Origin of the sequence: Haloprofundus halobius, from assembly GCF_020097835.1 — an archaeon.
GTDB lineage: Archaea > Halobacteriota > Halobacteria > Halobacteriales > Haloferacaceae > Haloprofundus > Haloprofundus halobius.
In genome coordinates this window covers 171,171-190,383 of sequence record NZ_CP083666.1, presented here as the reverse complement: position 1 = coordinate 190,383, position 19,213 = coordinate 171,171, and the positions used below count along the sequence as shown (strand labels likewise).

General features: G+C 65.1%; 17 protein-coding genes and 1 tRNA gene. 5 read left to right on the top strand and 13 right to left on the bottom strand.

Going from position 1 to position 19,213, the window contains the following annotated elements; translation table 11 throughout:
• Nucleotides 1-4 precede the first annotated feature (4 nt).
• The 13 genes from yqeC to trmY all read right to left on the bottom strand — a co-directional run bounded on the left by yqeC (nucleotide 5) and on the right by trmY (nucleotide 12,533).
• Complete coding sequence (gene yqeC / locus LAQ74_RS00915; protein ID WP_224333902.1) at nucleotides 5-748, bottom strand: selenium cofactor biosynthesis protein YqeC; 744 nt, start codon at nucleotides 746-748, stop codon at nucleotides 5-7.
• Between the two features lie 6 nt (nucleotides 749-754).
• Complete coding sequence (locus LAQ74_RS00910) at nucleotides 755-1,141, bottom strand: DUF7971 family protein (protein WP_224333901.1); 387 nt, start codon at nucleotides 1,139-1,141, stop codon at nucleotides 755-757.
• 114 nt (nucleotides 1,142-1,255) lie between these two features.
• On the bottom strand, nucleotides 1,256-1,813 hold the full coding sequence (locus tag LAQ74_RS00905; RefSeq protein WP_224333900.1) for a hypothetical protein: 558 nt from the start codon (nucleotides 1,811-1,813) through the stop codon (nucleotides 1,256-1,258).
• Between the two features lie 464 nt (nucleotides 1,814-2,277).
• Complete coding sequence (gene arcS, locus LAQ74_RS00900) at nucleotides 2,278-4,035, bottom strand: archaeosine synthase subunit alpha (protein ID WP_224333899.1); 1,758 nt, start codon at nucleotides 4,033-4,035, stop codon at nucleotides 2,278-2,280.
• A 52-nt stretch (nucleotides 4,036-4,087) separates the two neighbouring features.
• Nucleotides 4,088-5,578 carry a tRNA guanosine(15) transglycosylase TgtA gene (tgtA, locus tag LAQ74_RS00895; protein ID WP_224333898.1) on the bottom strand — a complete coding sequence of 497 codons (1,491 nt, stop codon included), beginning with the start codon at nucleotides 5,576-5,578 and terminating at the stop codon, nucleotides 4,088-4,090.
• Nucleotides 5,579-5,652: 74 nt separating this feature from the next.
• Nucleotides 5,653-6,228, bottom strand: coding sequence for an NUDIX hydrolase (locus tag LAQ74_RS00890; protein ID WP_224333897.1), 576 nt, complete (start codon nucleotides 6,226-6,228; stop codon nucleotides 5,653-5,655).
• Between the two features lie 361 nt (nucleotides 6,229-6,589).
• On the bottom strand, nucleotides 6,590-6,853 hold the full coding sequence (locus tag LAQ74_RS00885) for a hypothetical protein (RefSeq protein ID WP_224333896.1): 264 nt from the start codon (nucleotides 6,851-6,853) through the stop codon (nucleotides 6,590-6,592).
• A gap of 77 nt (nucleotides 6,854-6,930) precedes the next feature.
• On the bottom strand, nucleotides 6,931-8,217 hold the full coding sequence (locus LAQ74_RS00880) for an arylsulfotransferase family protein (protein ID WP_224333895.1): 1,287 nt from the start codon (nucleotides 8,215-8,217) through the stop codon (nucleotides 6,931-6,933).
• A gap of 97 nt (nucleotides 8,218-8,314) precedes the next feature.
• A complete protein-coding gene (locus tag LAQ74_RS00875) occupies nucleotides 8,315-9,517 on the bottom strand; it encodes a carboxylate--amine ligase (protein WP_224333894.1) in 1,203 nt (400 codons plus the stop codon).
• Nucleotides 9,518-9,925: 408 nt separating this feature from the next.
• Nucleotides 9,926-9,998, bottom strand: a tRNA-Pro gene (locus LAQ74_RS00870).
• Between the two features lie 56 nt (nucleotides 9,999-10,054).
• Nucleotides 10,055-10,432 (bottom strand): CHY zinc finger protein, encoded by a 378-nt coding sequence (locus tag LAQ74_RS00865; RefSeq protein WP_224333893.1) that lies wholly within the window; start codon nucleotides 10,430-10,432, stop codon nucleotides 10,055-10,057.
• The gene (locus tag LAQ74_RS00860; RefSeq protein WP_224333892.1) at nucleotides 10,429-11,778 is read right to left on the bottom strand and encodes an arylsulfotransferase family protein; all 1,350 of its coding nucleotides are present in this window, start codon (nucleotides 11,776-11,778) and stop codon (nucleotides 10,429-10,431) included. Before LAQ74_RS00860 ends, LAQ74_RS00865 begins: the two co-directional genes overlap by 4 nt.
• A 146-nt stretch (nucleotides 11,779-11,924) precedes the next feature.
• Nucleotides 11,925-12,533, bottom strand: a complete 609-nt coding sequence (gene trmY / locus LAQ74_RS00855) for a tRNA (pseudouridine(54)-N(1))-methyltransferase TrmY (RefSeq protein WP_224333891.1) — start codon at nucleotides 12,531-12,533, stop codon at nucleotides 11,925-11,927.
• A gap of 473 nt (nucleotides 12,534-13,006) precedes the next feature.
• Between trmY and LAQ74_RS00850 the strand changes: the two genes are divergently transcribed.
• From LAQ74_RS00850 to LAQ74_RS00830, 5 genes are all read left to right on the top strand, one after another.
• Nucleotides 13,007-14,707, top strand: coding sequence for an ABC transporter substrate-binding protein (locus tag LAQ74_RS00850; RefSeq protein WP_224333890.1), 1,701 nt, complete (start codon nucleotides 13,007-13,009; stop codon nucleotides 14,705-14,707).
• 106 nt (nucleotides 14,708-14,813) lie between these two features.
• The gene (locus LAQ74_RS00845) at nucleotides 14,814-15,812 is read left to right on the top strand and encodes an ABC transporter permease (RefSeq protein ID WP_224333889.1); all 999 of its coding nucleotides are present in this window, start codon (nucleotides 14,814-14,816) and stop codon (nucleotides 15,810-15,812) included.
• A gap of 2 nt (nucleotides 15,813-15,814) precedes the next feature.
• Nucleotides 15,815-16,816, top strand: a complete 1,002-nt coding sequence (locus tag LAQ74_RS00840) for an ABC transporter permease (protein ID WP_425498501.1) — start codon at nucleotides 15,815-15,817, stop codon at nucleotides 16,814-16,816.
• Entirely contained in the window at nucleotides 16,816-17,934 is a 1,119-nt protein-coding gene (locus tag LAQ74_RS00835) for an ABC transporter ATP-binding protein (protein ID WP_224333888.1), read from the top strand. The genes LAQ74_RS00840 and LAQ74_RS00835 overlap by 1 nt, the downstream gene beginning before the upstream one ends.
• Nucleotides 17,927-19,213, top strand: a complete 1,287-nt coding sequence (locus LAQ74_RS00830) for an ABC transporter ATP-binding protein (RefSeq protein WP_317987376.1) — start codon at nucleotides 17,927-17,929, stop codon at nucleotides 19,211-19,213. Before LAQ74_RS00835 ends, LAQ74_RS00830 begins: the two co-directional genes overlap by 8 nt.

Sequence of the window (19,213 nt, the reverse complement as noted above, 5' to 3'; positions counted from 1 at the left end):
CGGGTCAACCCACTACGTCGACCACCGGGTCGTCGTGGTTCATTCGTGTGAGAACCACTCGCTCGACTCGGCCACCGGCGCGCTCCAGCACCTTCAACGCGATCTCTCTTCCAACGCCGGCCAGTACAACGTCGTCGACTTTGTTCACGACCGGAACCGCCGTCGCTTCCCCGGGGACTCGTTTCAGTCCCCCGTCGTCGCTGGCGAGAACAGCCGCAACCGTTTCGGCCGTCATCGTGTCGCCCACGTCGATTCCGGCGATTTCGGCGACTCGTTCGGGTCGGTGGACGAGGTTCTCGTCTAAGGGTTCGCCGACGATGTGCGCGCTGGCGATGGGGAGCACGGTATCCGTCGTCTCGGGAATCTGTGGTTCCCTGTCGCTCGGGGCTTTGAAGTCGCGCATCCGCGCGCCGTCGGCTTTGACGAGAACCGGACCGTCGTGCGAGTCGGCGAGGCGGTCCAGAAGTTCGTTCTCGTAGCCGTGGTACCGCACGTCGTCGGCTTGGCCGGGGACCAAGCCAAGAGGAAAGTCGTCGGGCGTCGCTGCTTCGAGCGCGCCGAGCGGGTCGTCGGTGACGACGACTTCTTCGACGTTCTCTTCGAGCGACGGAATCGGGATGCGGACCGACGCGGTGACGACGGCCCGGTCGAGACGCGCGGCGAGCGCGTACATCGTCGTCTTCTTCCCGCCCGCGCCGACGACGCAGGTCATCCCCTCCCGCGCGGCGAGTGCGTCTGCGAGATGCATGGGCCGCTACCGCTTCCCGAAACGGATGCCGTCCTCGACGAGGCGGTGGTTCCGCTCGCGGTCGATCTGTTCGGTCAGCCAGTCGATTTCGTATAACTGGAGCATCAAGTCGGCGTGGAGGTTCCGCCACGCGATGGCGTAGATGGGCGACTGGCCCCACGCGCGCAGTTCGGGGACGAACTCGTCGTAGCGTTCGAGTTGCGACTCCAGTCGTTCGAGCGCGTCGGTGACGTACTCGGCGGCCTCGGCTTCGTCTTCGGCCTCGTCGATGGCGCGGTTGATGCGCGACTCGATGCCGTCGACGGCGCGCTGCATGTCCTGTGCGGCGGCGTCGCTGTCGTCCGGGAGCGAATCGAGGATGCGACGCGGGACGCCGAGCGAAATGTGCTCCATGGCTCGGAGTCACGCGGCCGCGTCTAAAAAGTTCGTCCGCTCGTTCGGACCGAAAGCGGGCGCCGACGCCTCACCGTCGGTCACGGCGGCGCCCGCGGGCGTCGGTCCTCGTCCTCACCCCATCGAGGAGTTCGGTGCGTTCCGGCTGCTACTTCGCTGCGTTTGGCGAAACCGATGGTCCGCGAGCGACTCCCAGATGTCCTCGGCCGTGCTCCGCGATCCGCCGCTTCCCGGCGGGGCGAGGTGGCGACGAGAGCCGCCGAGGCTACCGCGGTCGGCGACATCCAACGGCTGTCCGCGCGTGTGCCCCCACGTCTCGCCTTCGAGGACGTCCGAGCGGGCGGTGAGGTGGTCGACGAGCGCGCCGATGCGCACCGGTATCTCAGTCACTTCCGACTCGCGGTGTTTCGGGTCGGCGACGGTGTTTATCCACTCCATCGCCTCGACGAACGCGGCTACCGCCGACGACCGAGTCTGCGTGAATCCGATGGTCGTCGCGCTCGTCGCCTCGCCCGCGTTCTCACGACAGTACAGCTCCCACTCCTGATTCGGCAACCGAACGGCGTGTAGCGAGAGACGCCATCGCTCGGGGACGAACGTGACTTCGTCGTCCGAGAGCGCCTCGCACATCCAGCCGTTGGGCGCAACGATATCAGCGGCGGTAGCAACCATCTTCGATCACCCCGTGAGTACTCGTCGCTGCCGGCGCGTTCGTCGGCGCTTCCGCCGCCCGCGCGGGGCGGTTCGGTACGGTACCCTGTCGGTGTAGATCGCTGCCGTGGTATTGGATCTGTGACATGGCTCGTGTGTCGGTCCGGCCGGAGGCCCGGTTCCGGCGTCCGCGTTCCGACTGGAGAACGATACAACACGGTGTCGAATAAATAGCTACAACTGTCCACCTGATAAATACACAGTTGGTGGGCGTTATGGACCGATGAAACCGACCGGAAGCGTCGATTCGACCCGGTGTACTCCCACGCTGTGAGCGATTCACAGGGGGCGGAAAACCGGTCGGGAATCGTGACCGTTTTTGAGAAATCTTCTATTTCTCCGATAACCGTCCTATACCGGGAGTAGAGGGTCTATATCCCAATAATTGATTTCGGCGTTTCGGCGTGAACGGTCGTGAACTGTCGTTATTTTTCGTCGACGTGTCGCACCTCGGCGGCGACGCCGCGTGTCGATTTTGCCATCTCCGGCCCCGACATCTCCGCTCTGGCGACGGCGAACGCCTTCGGGCCGTCGACGACCACCTCGTCGCCGGGTCGAATCTCCTCGTCGGCGTCGACGACGCCGGGTGCGAGGACGCTGCCGTGCGGAACGAACCCGTCTATCCCGACGCGCTTCGTCGGCGCGTCGGAGGCGTCCCACAGTCGCGCACCAGCGAGGGTGAACGAGAGCACGCCGTACTGCGGCACCATCGTCGCCAACTGCTCGCCGTCGGCGTCGCGGACCTGGAGTTTGGGGTAGCGACTCGTCGTCCGGATGTCAGCGTCCGAAAACAGCGCGTCGCCCGCGCCGTCGCCGAACTGGTAGTCGGCGATGGCTTTCACCGTGTTGTGCTCGCGCTCGCGCTTTCGGTACTTGGGTTCGTTCGAGAGCGTCGACGCCAGATTCGCCAGCGACTCCGTCGTCGTCGGATGGTCCTCGACGGTGTACTCGAACGGCATCTCCACCTCCCTTTCGACGCGTTCGACGATGTCGCGGTAGCCCTCCGGCGGGACGTGCGCGACGACGCGCGGGTACTCGTTGCGTTCGAGATACCGGCGCAGCACTTCGGTGACGAACCGCTTTTCGTCTTCGGACCACCGACCCGTCACGACCGAGTCGTAGTGCTGGGCGGGGTAGGTGAGTTCGAGTTCCTGCGGGACGACGCCGATGGGCGACGTCATCGACACCTGGTGGGCGCGGAACTGGACGGCGTCGTGGTACTGACTGTGGCTCTGCGATTCGCTGTACGGTTTCCGTGCCGAACACGGGACGAGGACGAGCGGCGTGTCGAACCGATTCCGGTATCTGGTCGTCACCCGCTCGGCGAAGCGCTGAATCTCGACGCGGCGAAGCGAGTCCTCGGTCGCCGCCGTGAGTTCCGAGTCGCGAATCACGGGCGTCCGTTGCTCCAGATAGCCGTACTGCTGGTCGAACTCGCGGAAGGCGGCGGTGAGCCACACGTCGTGTCGGGCCTGTCCCTCGACGTAGTCGCGGAGGCGGCCGTCGCGGACGCGGCGACGGACCGTCGCGAGCTCCGCCGTCAGCGCGTTGACGTTGTGTGCGGCGCAGTCCTCGCGGGAGAAGTCCTCACGCCCGCCGAGGCAGGCCGAACAGGCGCACGGGAGTTCGTCGAGGTCTTCGAGGAAGTACTCGGCGTCGCTCGTGAGGTACTTCCCCTCGAAACCCTTGACTCGCGCGCGTTTGGCGTCGACGAGGTCGACGCCCGCGTAGACGAGCGTCGCGACGTTCGTCGGCGTCGCGACCCCCGAGAGAAACAGCGCGGTGTCGGCCGGCAGCGACTCACGTGCCTCGATGATGGCGTCTTTGAACGCGGCGGCGTGGCCGACGAACCCGTGTGCGTCCGAAAGAATGTACGCGTCCGCGCCCACGTCGCGGACGGCGTCGGACGCGACGACGGCCACGCTGGGGTAGTCGGCGTCGGGGTAGTCGACGGCGAACGACTCCTTGACTTCTTCGCGTGTGCCAGCGGGAAAGCCGCGGTGCGGGAGGACAGTGAGGAGACTTTCGTCGCCCTCGGGAACGTCGCGGTCGGCGGCCCAGAGACTGCCGGCGTCGTCGACGATATCGTCGACGAGCGCGGGCGTGGTGCGCGACTCCGAGAGGCGGAGTTCGCCGAGGCGAGCGGCCCCGTCGCGGGCGTGCACCTCGAAGTAATCGGTCATAGTCGCTCTCTGCGACGGAGCGTGAACTATCTTGCTTTGTCCGCCGACGCCGTCACTCCGTCGCGACCGTCGACAGCGGTTCGAGCGTCACCGACTCGGGGAGCCGGTCGAGCGCCACCTCGCCCCAGCCGTCGTACGCGAGCGTAACGGAGACGTCGGGATTGTCGGCGACGAGCGCCGCGACACCCTCGGCGGCCGCACGTCGGGCCGCGTCGTCGAGTCGATTCGGCACTTGCGCGTTCAGCGGGTAGGTGTCCGAGAGCGCACCGGGGAACGGGCCGAACGGGGGAACGACCTTCCAGACGGCGTCGTAGTCGCTCTCGGAGGGCGTTCCGCCCTCGGTCAACAGCACAGTATCGCACTCCGCGAGGTCCAAACGGGCCAGACGCCGGTGGTGGCGGCGGACTTCGGGTCGATTCGCGCTCTCGTGGGAGACGTGGAAGAACGACCCCTTCGCCGCGGGGTCGGACTCCTCCAACTGGTCGGCGTGGTCGAGCAGCGCGCGGTAGCCGTCGAGCATCGCGGGGTGACCACGGGCGCGGACCTCCACGAGTTCGAGGAGGTTGCCCGCGCGGATGGCCTGCTTGATGCGGCGAATCTCGGCGAACGTGACGTGGAGGTTGTGTTCGGCGAGCAGTCGCTCGGTGTCGGCGTCGCTCGCATCTCTGACCTCCTCGGGCGTGTGCGCCGAACAGACCGGACACGAACACGGGAAGTAGTCGAGGTCTTCGAGGTGTTCGGTGCCGCGGACGGTGAGGTAGCGCTCGTCGCGGGCGTACAGCGCGTAGGCGGCGGAGTCGAAGAGGTCGCAGCCCATCGCCACAGCGAGTGCGAACATCATCGGGTGGCCCGCGCCGAAGAGGTGAACCGGACAGTCGGCGCCGAGGCCGCGTTTCGCGGCGGCGACGGCGTCGACCATGTCGTCGTAGCGGTAGGCGTTCATCAACGGGACGACGGCACCGACCGGGAACACGTCGAGACTCGTCGCGTCGGCGTGGCGGGCGGCGCGCTCTCTGAGGTCGGGATACGTCGACCCCTGCACGGGCGCGTTGACGAGCATCTCGCCCGCGTCGAACGCTTCGGCGTCTGCGAGCGCCTTCTCCGTCACTTCGAGTTCCGCTTCGGCTTGCTCGCGGGGGACGTCCGGCGGCGTCGGGATGTCGACGGGCGTGCCGATATCCGACCCGATGTCCCTCTGGAACTGTAGAATCTCGGTCGTCGTCACGTCGATGTCGCCGTACTCGGCCAACTGGAACGACCCCGAGTCGGTCATTATCGCGCCCGAAAAATCCAACATCTCGTGGAGACCCACGTCGAGGGCCTCCTCGCGGAGCTCCGCGGTCTTGCGGATGATGTAGGAGTTGGTGATGAGAATCTCCGCGCCGAACTCCGACTGGAGGCGGGCGGGCGAAATCGTCTGGACGTTGGGGTTGACGACGGGGAGAAGCGCCGGCGTCTCGACGGTCACCCCGGCCCGCGGCACGGTGAGGTGGCCGATGCGTCCGGCCGTGTCACCCTGCCGCTGCTCGAAACAGTCGCGCATATACCGCGGCGTTTCGGCGGCGCGTCGGTAAGGGTTGCGTTCCGGTGTGTTCGGACCGACCGCGGACGTCCCGACTACGGCCGCGCGAGTTCGTACCGCAACACGCCGAGCGACGTTCTCCCGTCTCGAATCTCGTTGTCGACGACGGCCGCGAGTAGGTCGTCGTATCCCATCGTCGTCGGGCGGATACTCTCGTTGAAGTCCAGTTCCTGGTCGGCGGTCGGCTCACACCCGCGGGCGACGAAGTAGTGGTGGACCGAGTTGGCGATGCCGTTCGCGGGTTCGGCGACGTAGAACGGCTCCATCGAGTCGGCCTCGTGCCCCGTCTCCTCGGCGAGTTCGCGCCGTGCAGCAGCGACGAAGTCGTCGTCCTCCGGTTCGGTGCCGCCGACCGGTAATCCGAGGTTGACGTGGCCGACCGCCTGTCGCCACTCCTCGATGACGACCACGTCGCCGTCGGGGGTGAAGGGCAGAATCACGACGGCGGGCGGTTCCTCGACGTAGTGAAAGCCCGTCTCCGTCCCGTCGGGGAGACGGACGTCGTCCATGCGGACGTCGAACCCGGGACAGGTGTAGTCGATTCGCGAATCCGTCGTCTCCCAGTCGAGCGTGTCGGCGTCGCGAGCGTCGTGCTCGGCGTCGTCGTCCATATCCCGTCGTCCGGCGGTGAGGCGAAAAATCGTCCGGTCGGAGGTCGACTCCGAGCGCCGGACACCGACTCGATCAGTCGTCGGTGCCGGGAAGCGGCCGGAGCAGGCCGTGCCAGAGCCGGTAGCCGAGATGATAGAGATTCGAGCGCATACCCCCGTCTTCAGGCGGGGGTCAAGCGACATTTGGCCTCGTTTCCCCACCGGAATCCCTTCACCCGTGTCCCGTGTTCTCAAGGATACTACGGATTCGGTGAGATGCCGTCCCCGAACCACAAGGGGTGGGGAACCGACGGTGGTTCCCACGGCGATGACACGGAATCCGATGGGGCCTCATTGGCCGGACCACAGCCCTACGAGGGAGTTAAACGAGAGTTCCCCCGGTGTGTCGCCGGTTCCCTCCGAGTGCGGGTTGGGACCGAAGGGCATCGGCCGCCCGAATCCCGTGGTGGGATTCCCGCGTCTTCAGGCGCGGGAGGAGGTCAAACAGCGTACTGGAGACGATCGCCGGCGGCGACGGAACGGGATTTCCCCGCCTCGTCGCTTCCTCACGGAACCATCGCTCGAACAGCAGCAGGAGAGCGGAGAATGCGAGTTCCAAGAGCGCAACGAGTCGTCGCCGAACCATACGTTCGATAGCTCGTCGACGGATATCATCGTCGCGCCGTCGTGCGTCGAAAGACGGGAGTTAGATGGAGTGACCGATTAGCTCCCGCGCCGCGCCGCCAGCGCCGCGTGCGCGGCCGTTCCGAGGCCGGTGAAGACGAGACCCAGCGAGACGAGCGTGACGATGACGTGGATTTCGCCGACCCAGAACGGCAGCGGCATGCTCGTCCGCAACACCTGCAGGAGGAACGAGATGCCCGGGACGCCGCCCGAAGCGCCGCTCGCGGCGGGTTCGCTCGCCGAAACGCCGTAGGGCTGTCCGCCGACCGTCTCGCCCTCGGGGAGGCGTTCGGCCTCGTAGGGGACGTACTCCGTCTGGACGCTCCAGACGACCGCACCGGACTCGTTGACTTCGACGATACGCTGGTTCGAGGAGTCGGTGATGAGCGTGTTGCCGTTTTCGAGTCGGTCGGCGTCGCGCGGCCACGCGAAGTCGACGCCTTCGGCGCTCGTGAGTTCCCACGCGACGTCCCAGTCGCCGTCGTCGCCGCGGTGAAGTTCGACGATGCGACCGTTCTCTGAGTCGGCGACGAGTATCGTGTCCTCGTTCAGCCACTGCGGGTTGTGCTGGCGGTTCAGCACCGAGGGGTCGCCGACGCGGCCGTCGTCGGGGTTCGGGTCCTCGTTGACGACCTCGACGACGCCCTCGCCGCGCTCGACGACGAGCAGTTGGTTCGCGTTGCGGACCGAGACGAGATAGCGGTCGTTACCGAGGTGGTCGACGTCGTTGATGTGCAGCCAGTCCTCGCGCGTCGGGTCGTCGGGACCGTCGGTGTAGTAACTGCTGGCGTTCCACTGCCAGGTGACCTCGCCGCCCTTGACGGTCATGATGCGTTCGTTCTCCATGTCGCTGACGAGGAACTCGCCGGAGGGGAGCTTCTCGACGTCGTGGACTTCGCTGTTCGAGCGCGTTCGCACGGGGAAACTGAACTCGCTGACGATCTCGGGGTCGTCGCCGGGTTCGATGATGCGGAACCCGGTGTGGGTACACGGCGACTCGTAGGGCCCGCAGTCGTCGTAGCCGCTGTCCATGAAACCCGCCATGACGCTGCCGTTGTCGAGCATCGTCACGTCGAAGTAGCTGTCGGCGTCGGCGAGTTCCCACGCGACCTCCTCGTCTTCGAGCAGATAGACGCTGCCGTAGTCGTGCAGGCCCGTCCCGCCGCCCTGGGAACCGACTAGTGTCTGTGTCGTCCCGTTCGCGCTGTTGTCGTGGCTCTGTGTCGCACCGATCGTCGGCGCGGTAGCGGCGCTGACGGCGATTGTCGCCACGAAGAGTACGACGCCCGCGAGAACGAGGGCGGCGCTCGTACGTTTCGTATCCATCGGGTTGGCGATAGCTGTCCCACGAGCCACGATTAAGGCTTCGGGTGGCGTCCGGTAACGTCAGACGGCCGTAACGTGTGCGGCGGTCGGTCCGACCCTACAGGCGATTTCGGACCATCCAGTCGACGCCGCTGAAGAACGGGCCGAGGTCGTCTGCGTGCGTGTAGTCGAAGTGCGGGTCCTCGCGGAGCGATGAGACCAACTCTCGAACCGTCGCCCCGAGCGTCGGCCGTTCGACGTGCGGCGAGTCGTCGCGGAAGAGGCTCAACACGTAGCCGAGTTCGCCGCGGAGCGAGTGACTTCCGCTGTCGATGTCGTAGCTCGAGTCGATGCGGTGGGCCTCGCCGGTCGCCGCCTGCCAGTAGTGGTACGGGAAGTCCGCGCCAGCGTGGACCGTCGCCGGCAGCGACTGCCACATCCGGGGGTTGATTTCGGTGAGTTTGAACTCGCCGGTCTCCGCGTCGCGCATGTACTCCACGCAGGCGAGGCCGTGCCAGTCGAGGTGGCCGAGTAGCTTTCGGGCCACCTCCTCTAGTTCCTCGATGTAGACGGATTTGCGGTAGACACCCCCACCACCGATGTACGAGTCGCCGCGAACCTGGCGGTGTTGGAACGTCGCCAGCGGTTCGCCGTGGTCGTACAGCGCGGCGAACATGTACTCGTCGGAGCTCGTCACGTACTCCTGGACGATGGGGTCGTGTTTCATCTTCTCGCGAATCGCGTCGAAGTCGGGCATCTCGCCCGGAGAGAGATGCATGACGTTCTTCACTTTCGACGACTCTTTCGGCGAGTGGGTGTCGACGTAGCCGTCGGCGAGGAGGTTGTAACGCGATTTGATGATGAGTTCGGGCTCCCAGTCGTCCACCTCGCTGAGGAGTCGGGTTTTCGGAACCGGAGCGCCCGCCTCTTCGGCGGCGGTCGCTAGTCGCAGTCGGTCCTGCGAGCGCTTGAGGACCTCGAAGGGGGGAACGACGAGGTCGGTGACCGCCTCGAACTCGTCTCTGTACTTCGAGAGCACGTAGGCGTCTTCCTCTCGTGCGGGGACGACGGTTCGGACGTCGGGACGTGCCGCGATGCCGAGGAGGGCGTTCTTGTAGCCGACTAGATCCGTATCGGGGGCCGGGAGGCGGAGACGCTCCCCACAGAGTTTGGAGGCGAACACCGGTGGCTTATCGTGCTCCGACGCGACGATGGTGTTGATACCGCGCCGCGCCAGCGACCGTATGGTCGGATACGTGCGCGACGGACCGAGACCGGTCGGAACCAACACCGATTCCTTCGTCCCGCAGCTTTTGGCCATACTATAGGATACCTCGCAAAAAGATATTAAGCTACTGCCGAATTTCGTCCGGTGAGTCCACTCGTCAGCCGACGCAAACGACGAACGATTGTCCCGTTCCCCCCGCAGTACTGCGATTCGTCCACTTGCCGAGAGTCACCCGTGACCGAATCGTGTGAGTCTGATTCGCACGCAATGCGACAACTCGCCGACGTGAATGCGGAGAGGTGGGCCGCTGCGACTTCACTCCGCTCGTCGTAAGCCGTCGCTCACTTTGTTCACGACGACGACGCAGATTCGAACTACGCCCGAGAACCTGCGCTTCGCGCAGACCTCGGTCTACCTCGAATCTCCGCGACGCCATGCACCCGCATTTCTTCGGTGACTCGCACACGCTATGCGGTGCTCGTCGGAGAAATGCGGGAGAAGTGGGCCGGCGCAGATTCGAACTGCGGTTACGGCCACCCGAAGGCCGAAGGATACCAAGCTACCCCACCGGCCCGCACGACTGAGTTGCCCGGGCCGATGTTTAAGGGTTGCGAAAGACGGGAAACCGCGTCACTCCGTGTCGAAGTACAGGTGCGCATGCGAGGCACAGCCGGGGTTGAACGCCGCACCGCAGGATGGACAGACGTGGGCCGCGTCGAGGTACGACTCGACGGAGAGTCGCTCGCCGCAGACGCCGCACAGCACCGCGGGTTCGTCGAACCGGTCGGCGGGCCAGCGTTCGGGTTCGTGGTCGGCGAGCGCCTCGTGACACTCGAAACAGGGGTAGTACGCGTCACAGCACGGGAACGTGATGGCGATGACGTCGCGTTCGGTGGCGTAGTGCGCGCAACGCGTCTCGTCGTCGACGCCGACGCCGCGGAGAGGAACGGCGAAGCGGCCGTTGCCGGCGGAGCAGTCGTCGCCGCGTCGAGTGAGTCGGTCGGTCATTCGGGCCGTCGTATCGAGACGGAGACGTCCCAGCGGGACCAGCGGAACTCGGCGAGCGCCCACACCAGAAGCGTCAGGACGAACACCAACATCCCGGTCAGTTCGAGCGGGCCGACCCACGGTGGGAACATGAACAGCAGGCCGTTGAGCAGAATTTTCGGGTACAGTCCCTTGACGAGCAGTTCGGCGCGCTCGTTGTTACTCGCCTCGTCTTGCACGTCGTCGGTGGTGCGCGAGTCGAGTCCGAGCCGTTCGGCGCTCTCGCCGCCGCTGGACTCGTCGCCAGTCTCGAGGCGCTCGGCTTCGTACGGCGTGTCGGCCTCGGTCGACCAGACGATCTCGCCCTGTTGGTTCACCTCGACGACCCGGCCGCCGTCGGAGTCGGTGATGAGCGTGTTGCCGTTCGGGAGGCGGTCGGCGTCGCGCGGCCACTGCACCCGGCTGTCCTGCCACTCCCACGTCTGCACCCACTCGCCGTCCTCGCGCTGATACTCGACGACGCGGTTGTTCTCGGAGTCGGCGACGAGCACGGCGGGACCGCCGCGCTCCTCGGGGATGTAGTCGGGGTTGTGCTGCTCGTAGAGGGTGTCGTAGTCGTTGTCCTCCCCGAGCGTCCAGTCCTCCATGTACCCCTCCTCCATGTCGATGAAAACCACCTGGTCCTGATTGCGGAGGCTCGCCATCACCCGACCGTCGCCGACGTACTCGACGTCGTTGAGGTGCGTCCAGTCGGAGGGGAACGCCCCGCCCTCCGAGAGCGGGATATCCGCCTGCGCGTCCCACTCCCACTCGACGATTCCCGTCTCGGTGTCGATGACGAACACTCGGTCGCGGCCGATGTCGGCGACGAGCAGGTGCGTCTCGTTCAGGCGGTCGACGTCGTGCCACACCGCTTTACGGGAGTACCGCGTGAGCTCCCGGTCGACCTCGCCGGTCGAGAGGTTCACGCGCTCGACGACGATTCGGGAACACCCCTCCGGAGCGATCGCCGGGCACTCGGTCTGCGAGAGATCCTTTCCGGCGACGTACTCGACGCTGTCCGTCGTCCCGGGCACCGGATCGATGTCGAAGTAGTGCGTGAGGCTATCGTTGTAGTACTGCGTCCGTCCGTCGGTGTCGTACGCGACGAGCGCGCCGCTCGTCGTCCCGCGCGGTGCGGTCGAGAAGACGGTCGTGTTGTTCTGTTCGCCGACGATCGCTTCGCGCTCCTCGGCGGGGAGCTCCGCTTGCGCGCTGATCGAACCTTGATCGGCAGTCACCGCCCCGAGATAGCTCATGCTCACCGAGAGGGCGCATAGCGCCGCGACGAGCAGAAAGGCGAACCGAACGGACCGTTTCGTGATCAATACTGACAGGGGGGTGTGACGGTAAGATAAAAATTGGGGTTCGACAGCGTGTCGACACCACACCTCTTCGGGCAGCGCCGAGCCGGCAGTAAAGCTACGCACCGGTCGCAGACTACGCCGCAGCCGGCACCAGCCTAAAGTGCGTCTCAGCCAGCGTCGTCGTAGCGAGTGTACCCCTCGGTGTCGAGATAGTTGTGCGCGACGGTGATGGCGTGGTCCGCGTGGAGGATTTCGGGGCCGAGGCGCACGCGCTCGTCGGCGGCCGTCGCGAGCGACGACGCCTCCTCGTCGGTGAAGTCGTGGTGGTCCGAAAGGACGAACGCGGGGTTCTCCGGCGGGTCGACGTCGACGACGGGGTCGCCATCCTCGTGGAGTTGCACGACCGTCGATTCGGCGGCGACGGCGTCGAGCGTCGCCTCGAACCCCATCCGGTAGAGCGAGACGCCGGGGCTGCTCTCGGCGGGCATGTGACCGATAGCCTCGTCGCGCGCGGCGAGCGCCTTCCGAATCAACGCCGCGGTGCTCCGCTCGTCGGGGTTCAGCCGTCGTAACGCCGACCCCTCGAACCGCAGGGTGTACTCGTCGCCGAGAACGAGGTGGGTGCGCACGTCCTCGCGAATCGCGTGCGAGAGGAAGAACGCGGCGTTGACGCACCGACAGAGCACGTCGAGTCGGCCCGCGCCGCCGGCGATGTCGTCGAGCGAGAAGTCGGGCGTCGTCGGCGCGTCGTGTCCGATGACGATGAACTGGCGCATATCCGGGGTAGCGGGGGCGGCGTCCTTTGTTCTGTCTACTCGCCGTGCGGTCACACGTATCGACCGCGCTCGGCGTCCGGGTCGCGTTTCTCGGGCGGTTCGGACGCGGCACTCTCGGCCGGTATCGGTCTCCACCGCTCGGCGGGGAGGGAAGGTGCACGGAAAACTCTGGTTGAATTTTCTTTGGCGTATGGTGATTCGTGCCGTCGTTCGTTCGAAACACCGACCGATGGCGGTTCAATCAACCGTTACAACAGCAGTAATTCGAGACAACGGTGGACTAAGAGTCAAAAATAGACAAACTGTAGAACCATTTAGAATATGAACGGGTACTGATGGTCCCTACTAACGACCAAGTGTCCAAAACTGTGCCTTATTGCTATATTCTGTTGAGAGATACGACACCAGAGCGTTAGGTATTTATATAATCGGATAAGACGAAAGGGTATCCTTCGCGAGTGATGTGACAGCGCATGACGAAAGATAACAACTCCCAACTGATCGACCGACGTCGGATGCTGCAAGGCCTCGGCGTCGCAGGTATCGCGAGCGTAGCTGGCTGTTCCGGCGGTGGCGGTGGCGGCGACGACACCGGCAACGACTCCGGAAACGGCTCCGGCGACGGAAGCGGCGACGGCAACCAGAGCGACGACGGCTCCGGGGATGGACAGGCCTCCCAGGGCGGTCAGCTCAAGATGGCGCTCGTCAAGAGCCCCCTCGAGTTCGACCCCATCGTCCTCAACGACGTGCCGTCCGCACAGGTTTCCCAGAACATCTTCGAGGGCCTCTACGAGTACGACGAGTCGACCGGACTCGTCCCCGCACTCGCAGACGGCGAGCCGGAGGTCAACGACGAGGGGACGGTGTACACCGTTCAGATCGCCGAGGATGCGACGTTCCAGAACGGCGACGACGTCACCTCCGAGGACGTGAAGTACTCCTTCGAGGCACCGGTCGACGAGGAGACCGACAATGCCTCCGAGCTGAACATGGTCGACACCATCGACACACCGGACGAGAAGACGGTCGTGTTCAACCTCTCGTACCCGTACGGCGCGTTCGGGGAGACGACGCTCGCGTGGAGCATCGTCCCGAAATCCGTCCGCGAGGAGGACCCCGACGCGTTCAACGACAGCAAGCCCGTCGGCTCCGGTCCGTTCGAGTTCGACGAGTGGCAGGAGGGCAACTTCGCCCGTATCACCCGGTACGACGATTACTGGGGCGACCCGATGCCGAACCTCGAATCGGTCGAGTTCGTCCCCGTCGAGGAGTCGACGACCCGCGTGACGACGCTGCGAAACGGCGAGAACGACATCATCGAGGAGATTCCGCCGAAGCTCTACTCCTCGGTCGAACAGATTCAGGACGCCGGAATCCAGGAAGTGCCCGGTATCGGCTACTTCTACATGGCGTTCAACTGCGCGGAAGGTCCGACGACGGACCCCAAGGTCAGAGAAGCGGTCGACTACTGCTTCGACATGGACCAGGCGGTCTCGAACTACGTCGAGCCGTCCGGCGTCCGCCAGTACAGCCCGCTGCCGCAGTCAATCGTCGACGACTGGGGCTTCGACACCGGTCCGTGGGAGCAGATTCCCCACAGCAAGGACATCGAGCAGGCCCAACAGCTGTTCGACGAGGCCGGCGTCAGCCAGGACTACTCGTGGCGCATCATCGTCCCGCCGGACGACAAGCGCGAACAGATCGGCGTCACGGTGTCGAACGGGCTGCAGGAAGCCGGCTTCGACGCCGAAGTCCAGCGGCTCGACTGGGGCGCGTTCCTCGAGCAGTACGTCTCCGGTAGTGAGGACGACTACAACATCTACACGCTCGGCTGGTCCGGCTCGCCCGACCCCGACGCGTTCACCTACTACATGTTCGGCGCGACCGAGGACACCCTCGGCGTCACCGACGGGACGTTCTACCACGACTCCAGCGAGCGCGCCAAAGAGGCGACCGAGAAGTTCGTCGAGGCCCGCGAAACCAACGACCAGGAGCAGCGCAAACAGCTGTACACCGAGGGCATCACGACGGTGCTCGAAGACCGCGCGCACCTCCCGGCGTACAACCTCAAGAACAGCTTCGGCGTGAAGGAGTACGTCAACGACTTCGCGGAGCACCCGGTGGACAGCTTCCACCTCTCGTCGAACCACAACAACGTCTCGATAGACGAGTAGACTCGCTACAGCCCGAGTCTCCTCCGTTCAGTATTTAAGTACTCGATCCGTGGAAACCATTCACAACCGTACTGCCGCAGGCTGCAATCAGGGATGACAGACAGTAATGAGTAGACTTCGATACACGATCGGTCGACTCCTCCAGGCGATACCCGTCCTGGTCGGAGTCGTGACCATCACGTTCCTTCTGACGGATGCGATTCCGGGCGATCCGGTGAGCATCATGCTCGGCCCCTCGCCGAGTGCACAGCAGGCCGAAGCCATCCGGGCGAAGTTCGGTCTCGACCAACCGCTGTACGTTCGGTACTTCAACTACCTCTTCGACGTAATCCAGCTCGACCTCGGCGAGAGCCTCTACTACGGGGTGCCGGTGACCCAGAAGATCATGGAGCGCCTTCCCGTGACGATGTTGCTCATGACGTCGAGTTTCACGTTCGCGCTCGTCACCGCGGTGCCGCTCGGCATCATCTCCGCGAAGCGACGCAACAAGCCGGCGGACCACATCTCGCGCGTCGTCGCGCTTTTGGGCGTCAGCACGCCCTCGTTCTGGATCGGCCTGATGCTCATCATCGTCTTCGCGTACAACGTCAGCTGGTTCCCGGCGACGGGGCTGGTGATGCCGTGGGCGCCGCCGTCGGCGATCGGCGGCGCGTCGAATCAGATCGACGTCATCGTCACCTCCATCAGACATCTGGTGTTGCCGACCATCACGCTCGGCACGCTCCAGATGGCGGCGTTCACCCGCATCGAGCGCTCCTCGATGCTGGAGGTGCTCGGCGAGGAGTACGTCAAACTCGCGCGCGCCTACGGCGTCAGCGAAGGGAAGATCCTCCGCAAGCACGCCTTCCGCAACGCACAGCTCCCGCTCATCACCATCGTCGGTCTCCAGCTGACGACGGCGCTGGGCGGCGCCGTGCTGACCGAGACCGTCTTCTCCATCAACGGGATGGGTCGGCTCGTCATCACGGCGATTCAGAACCAGGACTTCCTCTTGGTGATGGGGACGACGCTGATGTTCGGCGTCGTCTTCGTCGTCGGCGTCATCATCACGGACCTCTCGTACGCGTACGTCGACCCGAGAGTCTCCTTCGACGGAGGTGACTAACTATGGCATCCGACACATCTACCCCACAGGACCCCGACGGCCCGAACGACGGGATGACAGACGGCCCGCAGGAAGACGAGTTCGAGGCGCGCGTCGGTATCTGGTACACCGTCTCGCAGATCAAACGCGACCCGACCGCGCTGACCGGACTGGTCATCGTCGCGGTCGTATCCGCCATCGCGCTGTTCGCGTACGTCGACAGCGTCTTCCTCGACTACTGGTTCGCCAGCACGTTCTGGTATCACCCCGAGAGCGACCCGGCGGCCGCGGAGATTCTGCTTCCGCCGTACGGGCTGACGAACGAGATCTACCCGACGACAGCCGGCACGCTCGAACATCCACTCGGCACCGACGACCGCGGCCGCGACATCGCCGTTCGCCTGTTCTACGGCACGCGCATCGCCATCACGGTCGGCGTCGTCTCGACCGGCATCGCACTAGTGCTGGGGACGCTCGTCGGCGCGGTCGCCGGCTACTACGGCGGCTGGATCGACGACGCGCTGATGCGCGCCGCCGAGACGCTGTTCGCCATCCCGTTTCTCGTGCTCGTCATCGCGTTCATGGCCGCCTTCGGGCGCAACCTCACGTTCGCGATGGTCGGCGTCGGTATCGCGACGATTCCGACGTTCGCGCGCCTCATACGCTCGCGGGTGCTGAGCGTCCGCGAGGAGGATTACATCGAGGCGGCGAGAGCCGCCGGGGTACGCGACAGGAACATCATCCTCAGACACATCGTCCCGAACAGTTTCGCGCCGGTGCTCGTCCAGACGACGCTGCAGGTCGGCATCAACATCCTCATCATCGCCGGCCTCTCGTTTCTCGGCTACGGCGCACAGCCCCCGACGCCGTCGTGGGGACAGATGCTCTCGTCCTCTCGACAGTACATGCTGCCGGACCCGTGGTTCAGTATCTGGCCCGGCATCGCCATCCTCATCACGGTGGTCGGCTTCAACCTCGTCGGTGACGGCCTGAGAGACGCACTCGACCCACGGATCAACAACTGATGGCAGAACCACTACTCACCGTCGAAAACCTGCAGACACAGTTCTTCACCGAGGAGGGGGTCGTCCGCGCGGTGGACGGCATCAGCTTCACGGTGGAAGAAGGAGAACTCGTCGGCCTCGTCGGCGAATCCGGGGCGGGCAAATCCGTCGCGACCAGTTCCATCATGCGACTCGTCGAGGAACCCGGCGAGGTCGTCGGCGGCACCGTCAAGTACCGCGACAAGGTCATCCTCGACTTCGAGGAGGGGCCGAACGGCGAGCGCCGCCCCTCCGACGAGATGCTGTCGAACACGCAGATGCGCGACGAGATCCGCGGCAACGAGATCGCCATCATCTTCCAGGACCCGATGGAGGCGCTCAACCCCGTCTTCACCGTCGGCGGGCAACTGCGGGAGTTCATCGAGATAAACCGCGACGTCTCCGGCAGCGAGGCCAAGGAGATCGCCGTCGACATGCTCCGCGAGGTCGGCATCCCCGAACCCGAGGAGCGATACGACAGCTACCCCCACCAGTTCTCCGGCGGGATGCGCCAGCGCGTGCTCATCGCGATGGCGCTCTCCTGCGAGCCGAGTCTCATCATCGCCGACGAGCCGACGACGGCGCTCGACGTCACCGTCGAGGGCCAGATTCTGGACCTCGTCGACGAACTCCAGGAGAAGTACGGGACGAGTTTCCTCTGGGTGACCCACGACATGGGCGTCGTCGCCGAAATCTGCGACCGCGTCAACGTGATGTATCTCGGCGAGATCATCGAGCAGGCGGAGGCCGACGACCTGTTCTACGAGACGAAACACCCCTACACGGAGGCGCTGCTCGACTCGATGCCGCGCCCCGACGAGACGGTCGACGAACTCAACCCCATCAAAGGCGTGATGCCGGAAGCCATCAACCCACCGCCGGGCTGTCGGTTCCACACCCGCTGTCCGGACGCCCACGAGGTGTGTCGCCGAACACGACCCGTCTATCAGGACGTGAGCGGTCCGGAGGGCTACCCGCACCGCGTCTCCTGCGTGAAGTACGAGGACGTCGGCTACGAGGACTCGGAACCGCTGGAGACGGAGGAGACAGCCGCGTTCGGCGGCGATCTCGTCGAGACGCGAGGTGAGACAGATGAGTAGCACGACGACCGAAACGGAAGAACAAGAGGACAGCGAGACGATTCTACGCGTCGAAGGACTGACGAAACACTACTCGCAGGGGTCGGGGCTGCTCGACAGCTTCTTCCCGAAACCGAAAGTGAGAGCCGTCGACGACGTCTCCTTCGAGATCGAACGCGGCGAGACGCTCGGTCTCGTCGGCGAGTCCGGCTGCGGGAAGTCGACGCTCGCGCGCACGGTGTTGAAGCTCGTCGAACCGACCGACGGCGCCGTCTACTTCAACGGACGCAACATCGCCGACCTCTCTGGCGAGCAGCTGCGCCAACAGCGCCAGGACATGCAGATGATCTTCCAGGACCCGCAGTCCAGCCTCGACCCCCGGATGAAGGTCGGGACTATCGTCGAGGAGCCGATGCGCGCGCACGACCTCTACGAGGGAGAGCGCGAGGAGCGCGCCCGCGAACTCCTCGAAAAAGTCGGCCTCGACCCGCAGCACTACAATCGCTACCCCCACCAGTTCTCCGGCGGTCAGCGCCAGCGGGTGAACCTCGCGCGTGCGCTGGCGGTCAACCCCGACTTCATCGTCTGCGACGAACCGGTGTCGGCGCTCGACGTGTCGATTCAGGCGCAGGTGCTGAACACGATGCAGGAACTGCAGGACGAGTTCGGTCTCACCTACCTGTTCATCGCACACGACCTCTCCGTCATTCGGCACATCTCCGACCGCGTCGCCGTGATGTATCTCGGCCAAATGGTCGAACTCGCAGAAACCGAGGAATTGTACGAGAACCCTCAGCATCCCTACACCCAGGCGCTTCTCGGCTCGATTCCGGTTCCGGACCCGCGGGCGGAAGGTCGTCGCGGCCTGCTGGAGGGCGACGTTCCATCGCCCATCGAACCGCCATCTGGCTGTCGGTTCCGGACGCGCTGTCCGACGCTCATCGCGCCCGAGGAGTACGACTTCACGGAACGCGAGTGGGCCGACGTCCGTCGCTTCATGCGGGCGGTCACCCGACGGACGTTCGAGGTACAGGGAGAGAACCAGTTGCGAACCGAGTTCTTCGAGCAGGGAGTGCCCGGCGGCAGAGCGGGTGAGCTCGTCGAGACGGCCATCGACTATCTGCTCAGCGACGAGTGGGAGCAGGCCGAAGACGTGCTCCGCGAGTCGTTCGCCGAACCGAGCATCTGCGCGCAGGAACAGCCAGCCTACACCGTCCCGGCCGAGTACAGCACGGGCGAACACTACGCGGCGTGTCACCTCCACCGAGACGGTATCGAGAACACCGCCAACGCCGACTGA

Excerpts from the sequence above, each read along its gene's own strand:
- LAQ74_RS00840 (WP_425498501.1), top strand. The coding sequence starts at position 15,815 with ATGGCATCCGACACATCTACCCCACAGGACCCCGACGGCCCGAACGAC.
- LAQ74_RS00830 (WP_317987376.1), top strand. The coding sequence starts at position 17,927 with ATGAGTAGCACGACGACCGAAACGGAAGAACAAGAGGACAGCGAGACG.
- LAQ74_RS00890 (WP_224333897.1), bottom strand. The coding sequence starts at position 6,228 with ATGGACGACGACGCCGAGCACGACGCTCGCGACGCCGACACGCTCGAC.
- arcS (WP_224333899.1), bottom strand. The coding sequence starts at position 4,035 with ATGACCGATTACTTCGAGGTGCACGCCCGCGACGGGGCCGCTCGCCTC.
- LAQ74_RS00865 (WP_224333893.1), bottom strand. The coding sequence starts at position 10,432 with ATGACCGACCGACTCACTCGACGCGGCGACGACTGCTCCGCCGGCAAC.
- LAQ74_RS00835 (WP_224333888.1), top strand. The coding sequence starts at position 16,816 with ATGGCAGAACCACTACTCACCGTCGAAAACCTGCAGACACAGTTCTTC.
- yqeC (WP_224333902.1), bottom strand. The coding sequence starts at position 748 with ATGCATCTCGCAGACGCACTCGCCGCGCGGGAGGGGATGACCTGCGTC.
- LAQ74_RS00875 (WP_224333894.1), bottom strand. The coding sequence starts at position 9,517 with ATGGCCAAAAGCTGCGGGACGAAGGAATCGGTGTTGGTTCCGACCGGT.
- LAQ74_RS00905 (WP_224333900.1), bottom strand. The coding sequence starts at position 1,813 with ATGGTTGCTACCGCCGCTGATATCGTTGCGCCCAACGGCTGGATGTGC.
- LAQ74_RS00885 (WP_224333896.1), bottom strand. The coding sequence starts at position 6,853 with ATGGTTCGGCGACGACTCGTTGCGCTCTTGGAACTCGCATTCTCCGCT.
- LAQ74_RS00850 (WP_224333890.1), top strand. The coding sequence starts at position 13,007 with ATGACGAAAGATAACAACTCCCAACTGATCGACCGACGTCGGATGCTG.
- LAQ74_RS00880 (WP_224333895.1), bottom strand. The coding sequence starts at position 8,217 with ATGGATACGAAACGTACGAGCGCCGCCCTCGTTCTCGCGGGCGTCGTA.
- trmY (WP_224333891.1), bottom strand. The coding sequence starts at position 12,533 with ATGCGCCAGTTCATCGTCATCGGACACGACGCGCCGACGACGCCCGAC.
- LAQ74_RS00910 (WP_224333901.1), bottom strand. The coding sequence starts at position 1,141 with ATGGAGCACATTTCGCTCGGCGTCCCGCGTCGCATCCTCGATTCGCTC.
- LAQ74_RS00845 (WP_224333889.1), top strand. The coding sequence starts at position 14,814 with ATGAGTAGACTTCGATACACGATCGGTCGACTCCTCCAGGCGATACCC.
- tgtA (WP_224333898.1), bottom strand. The coding sequence starts at position 5,578 with ATGCGCGACTGTTTCGAGCAGCGGCAGGGTGACACGGCCGGACGCATC.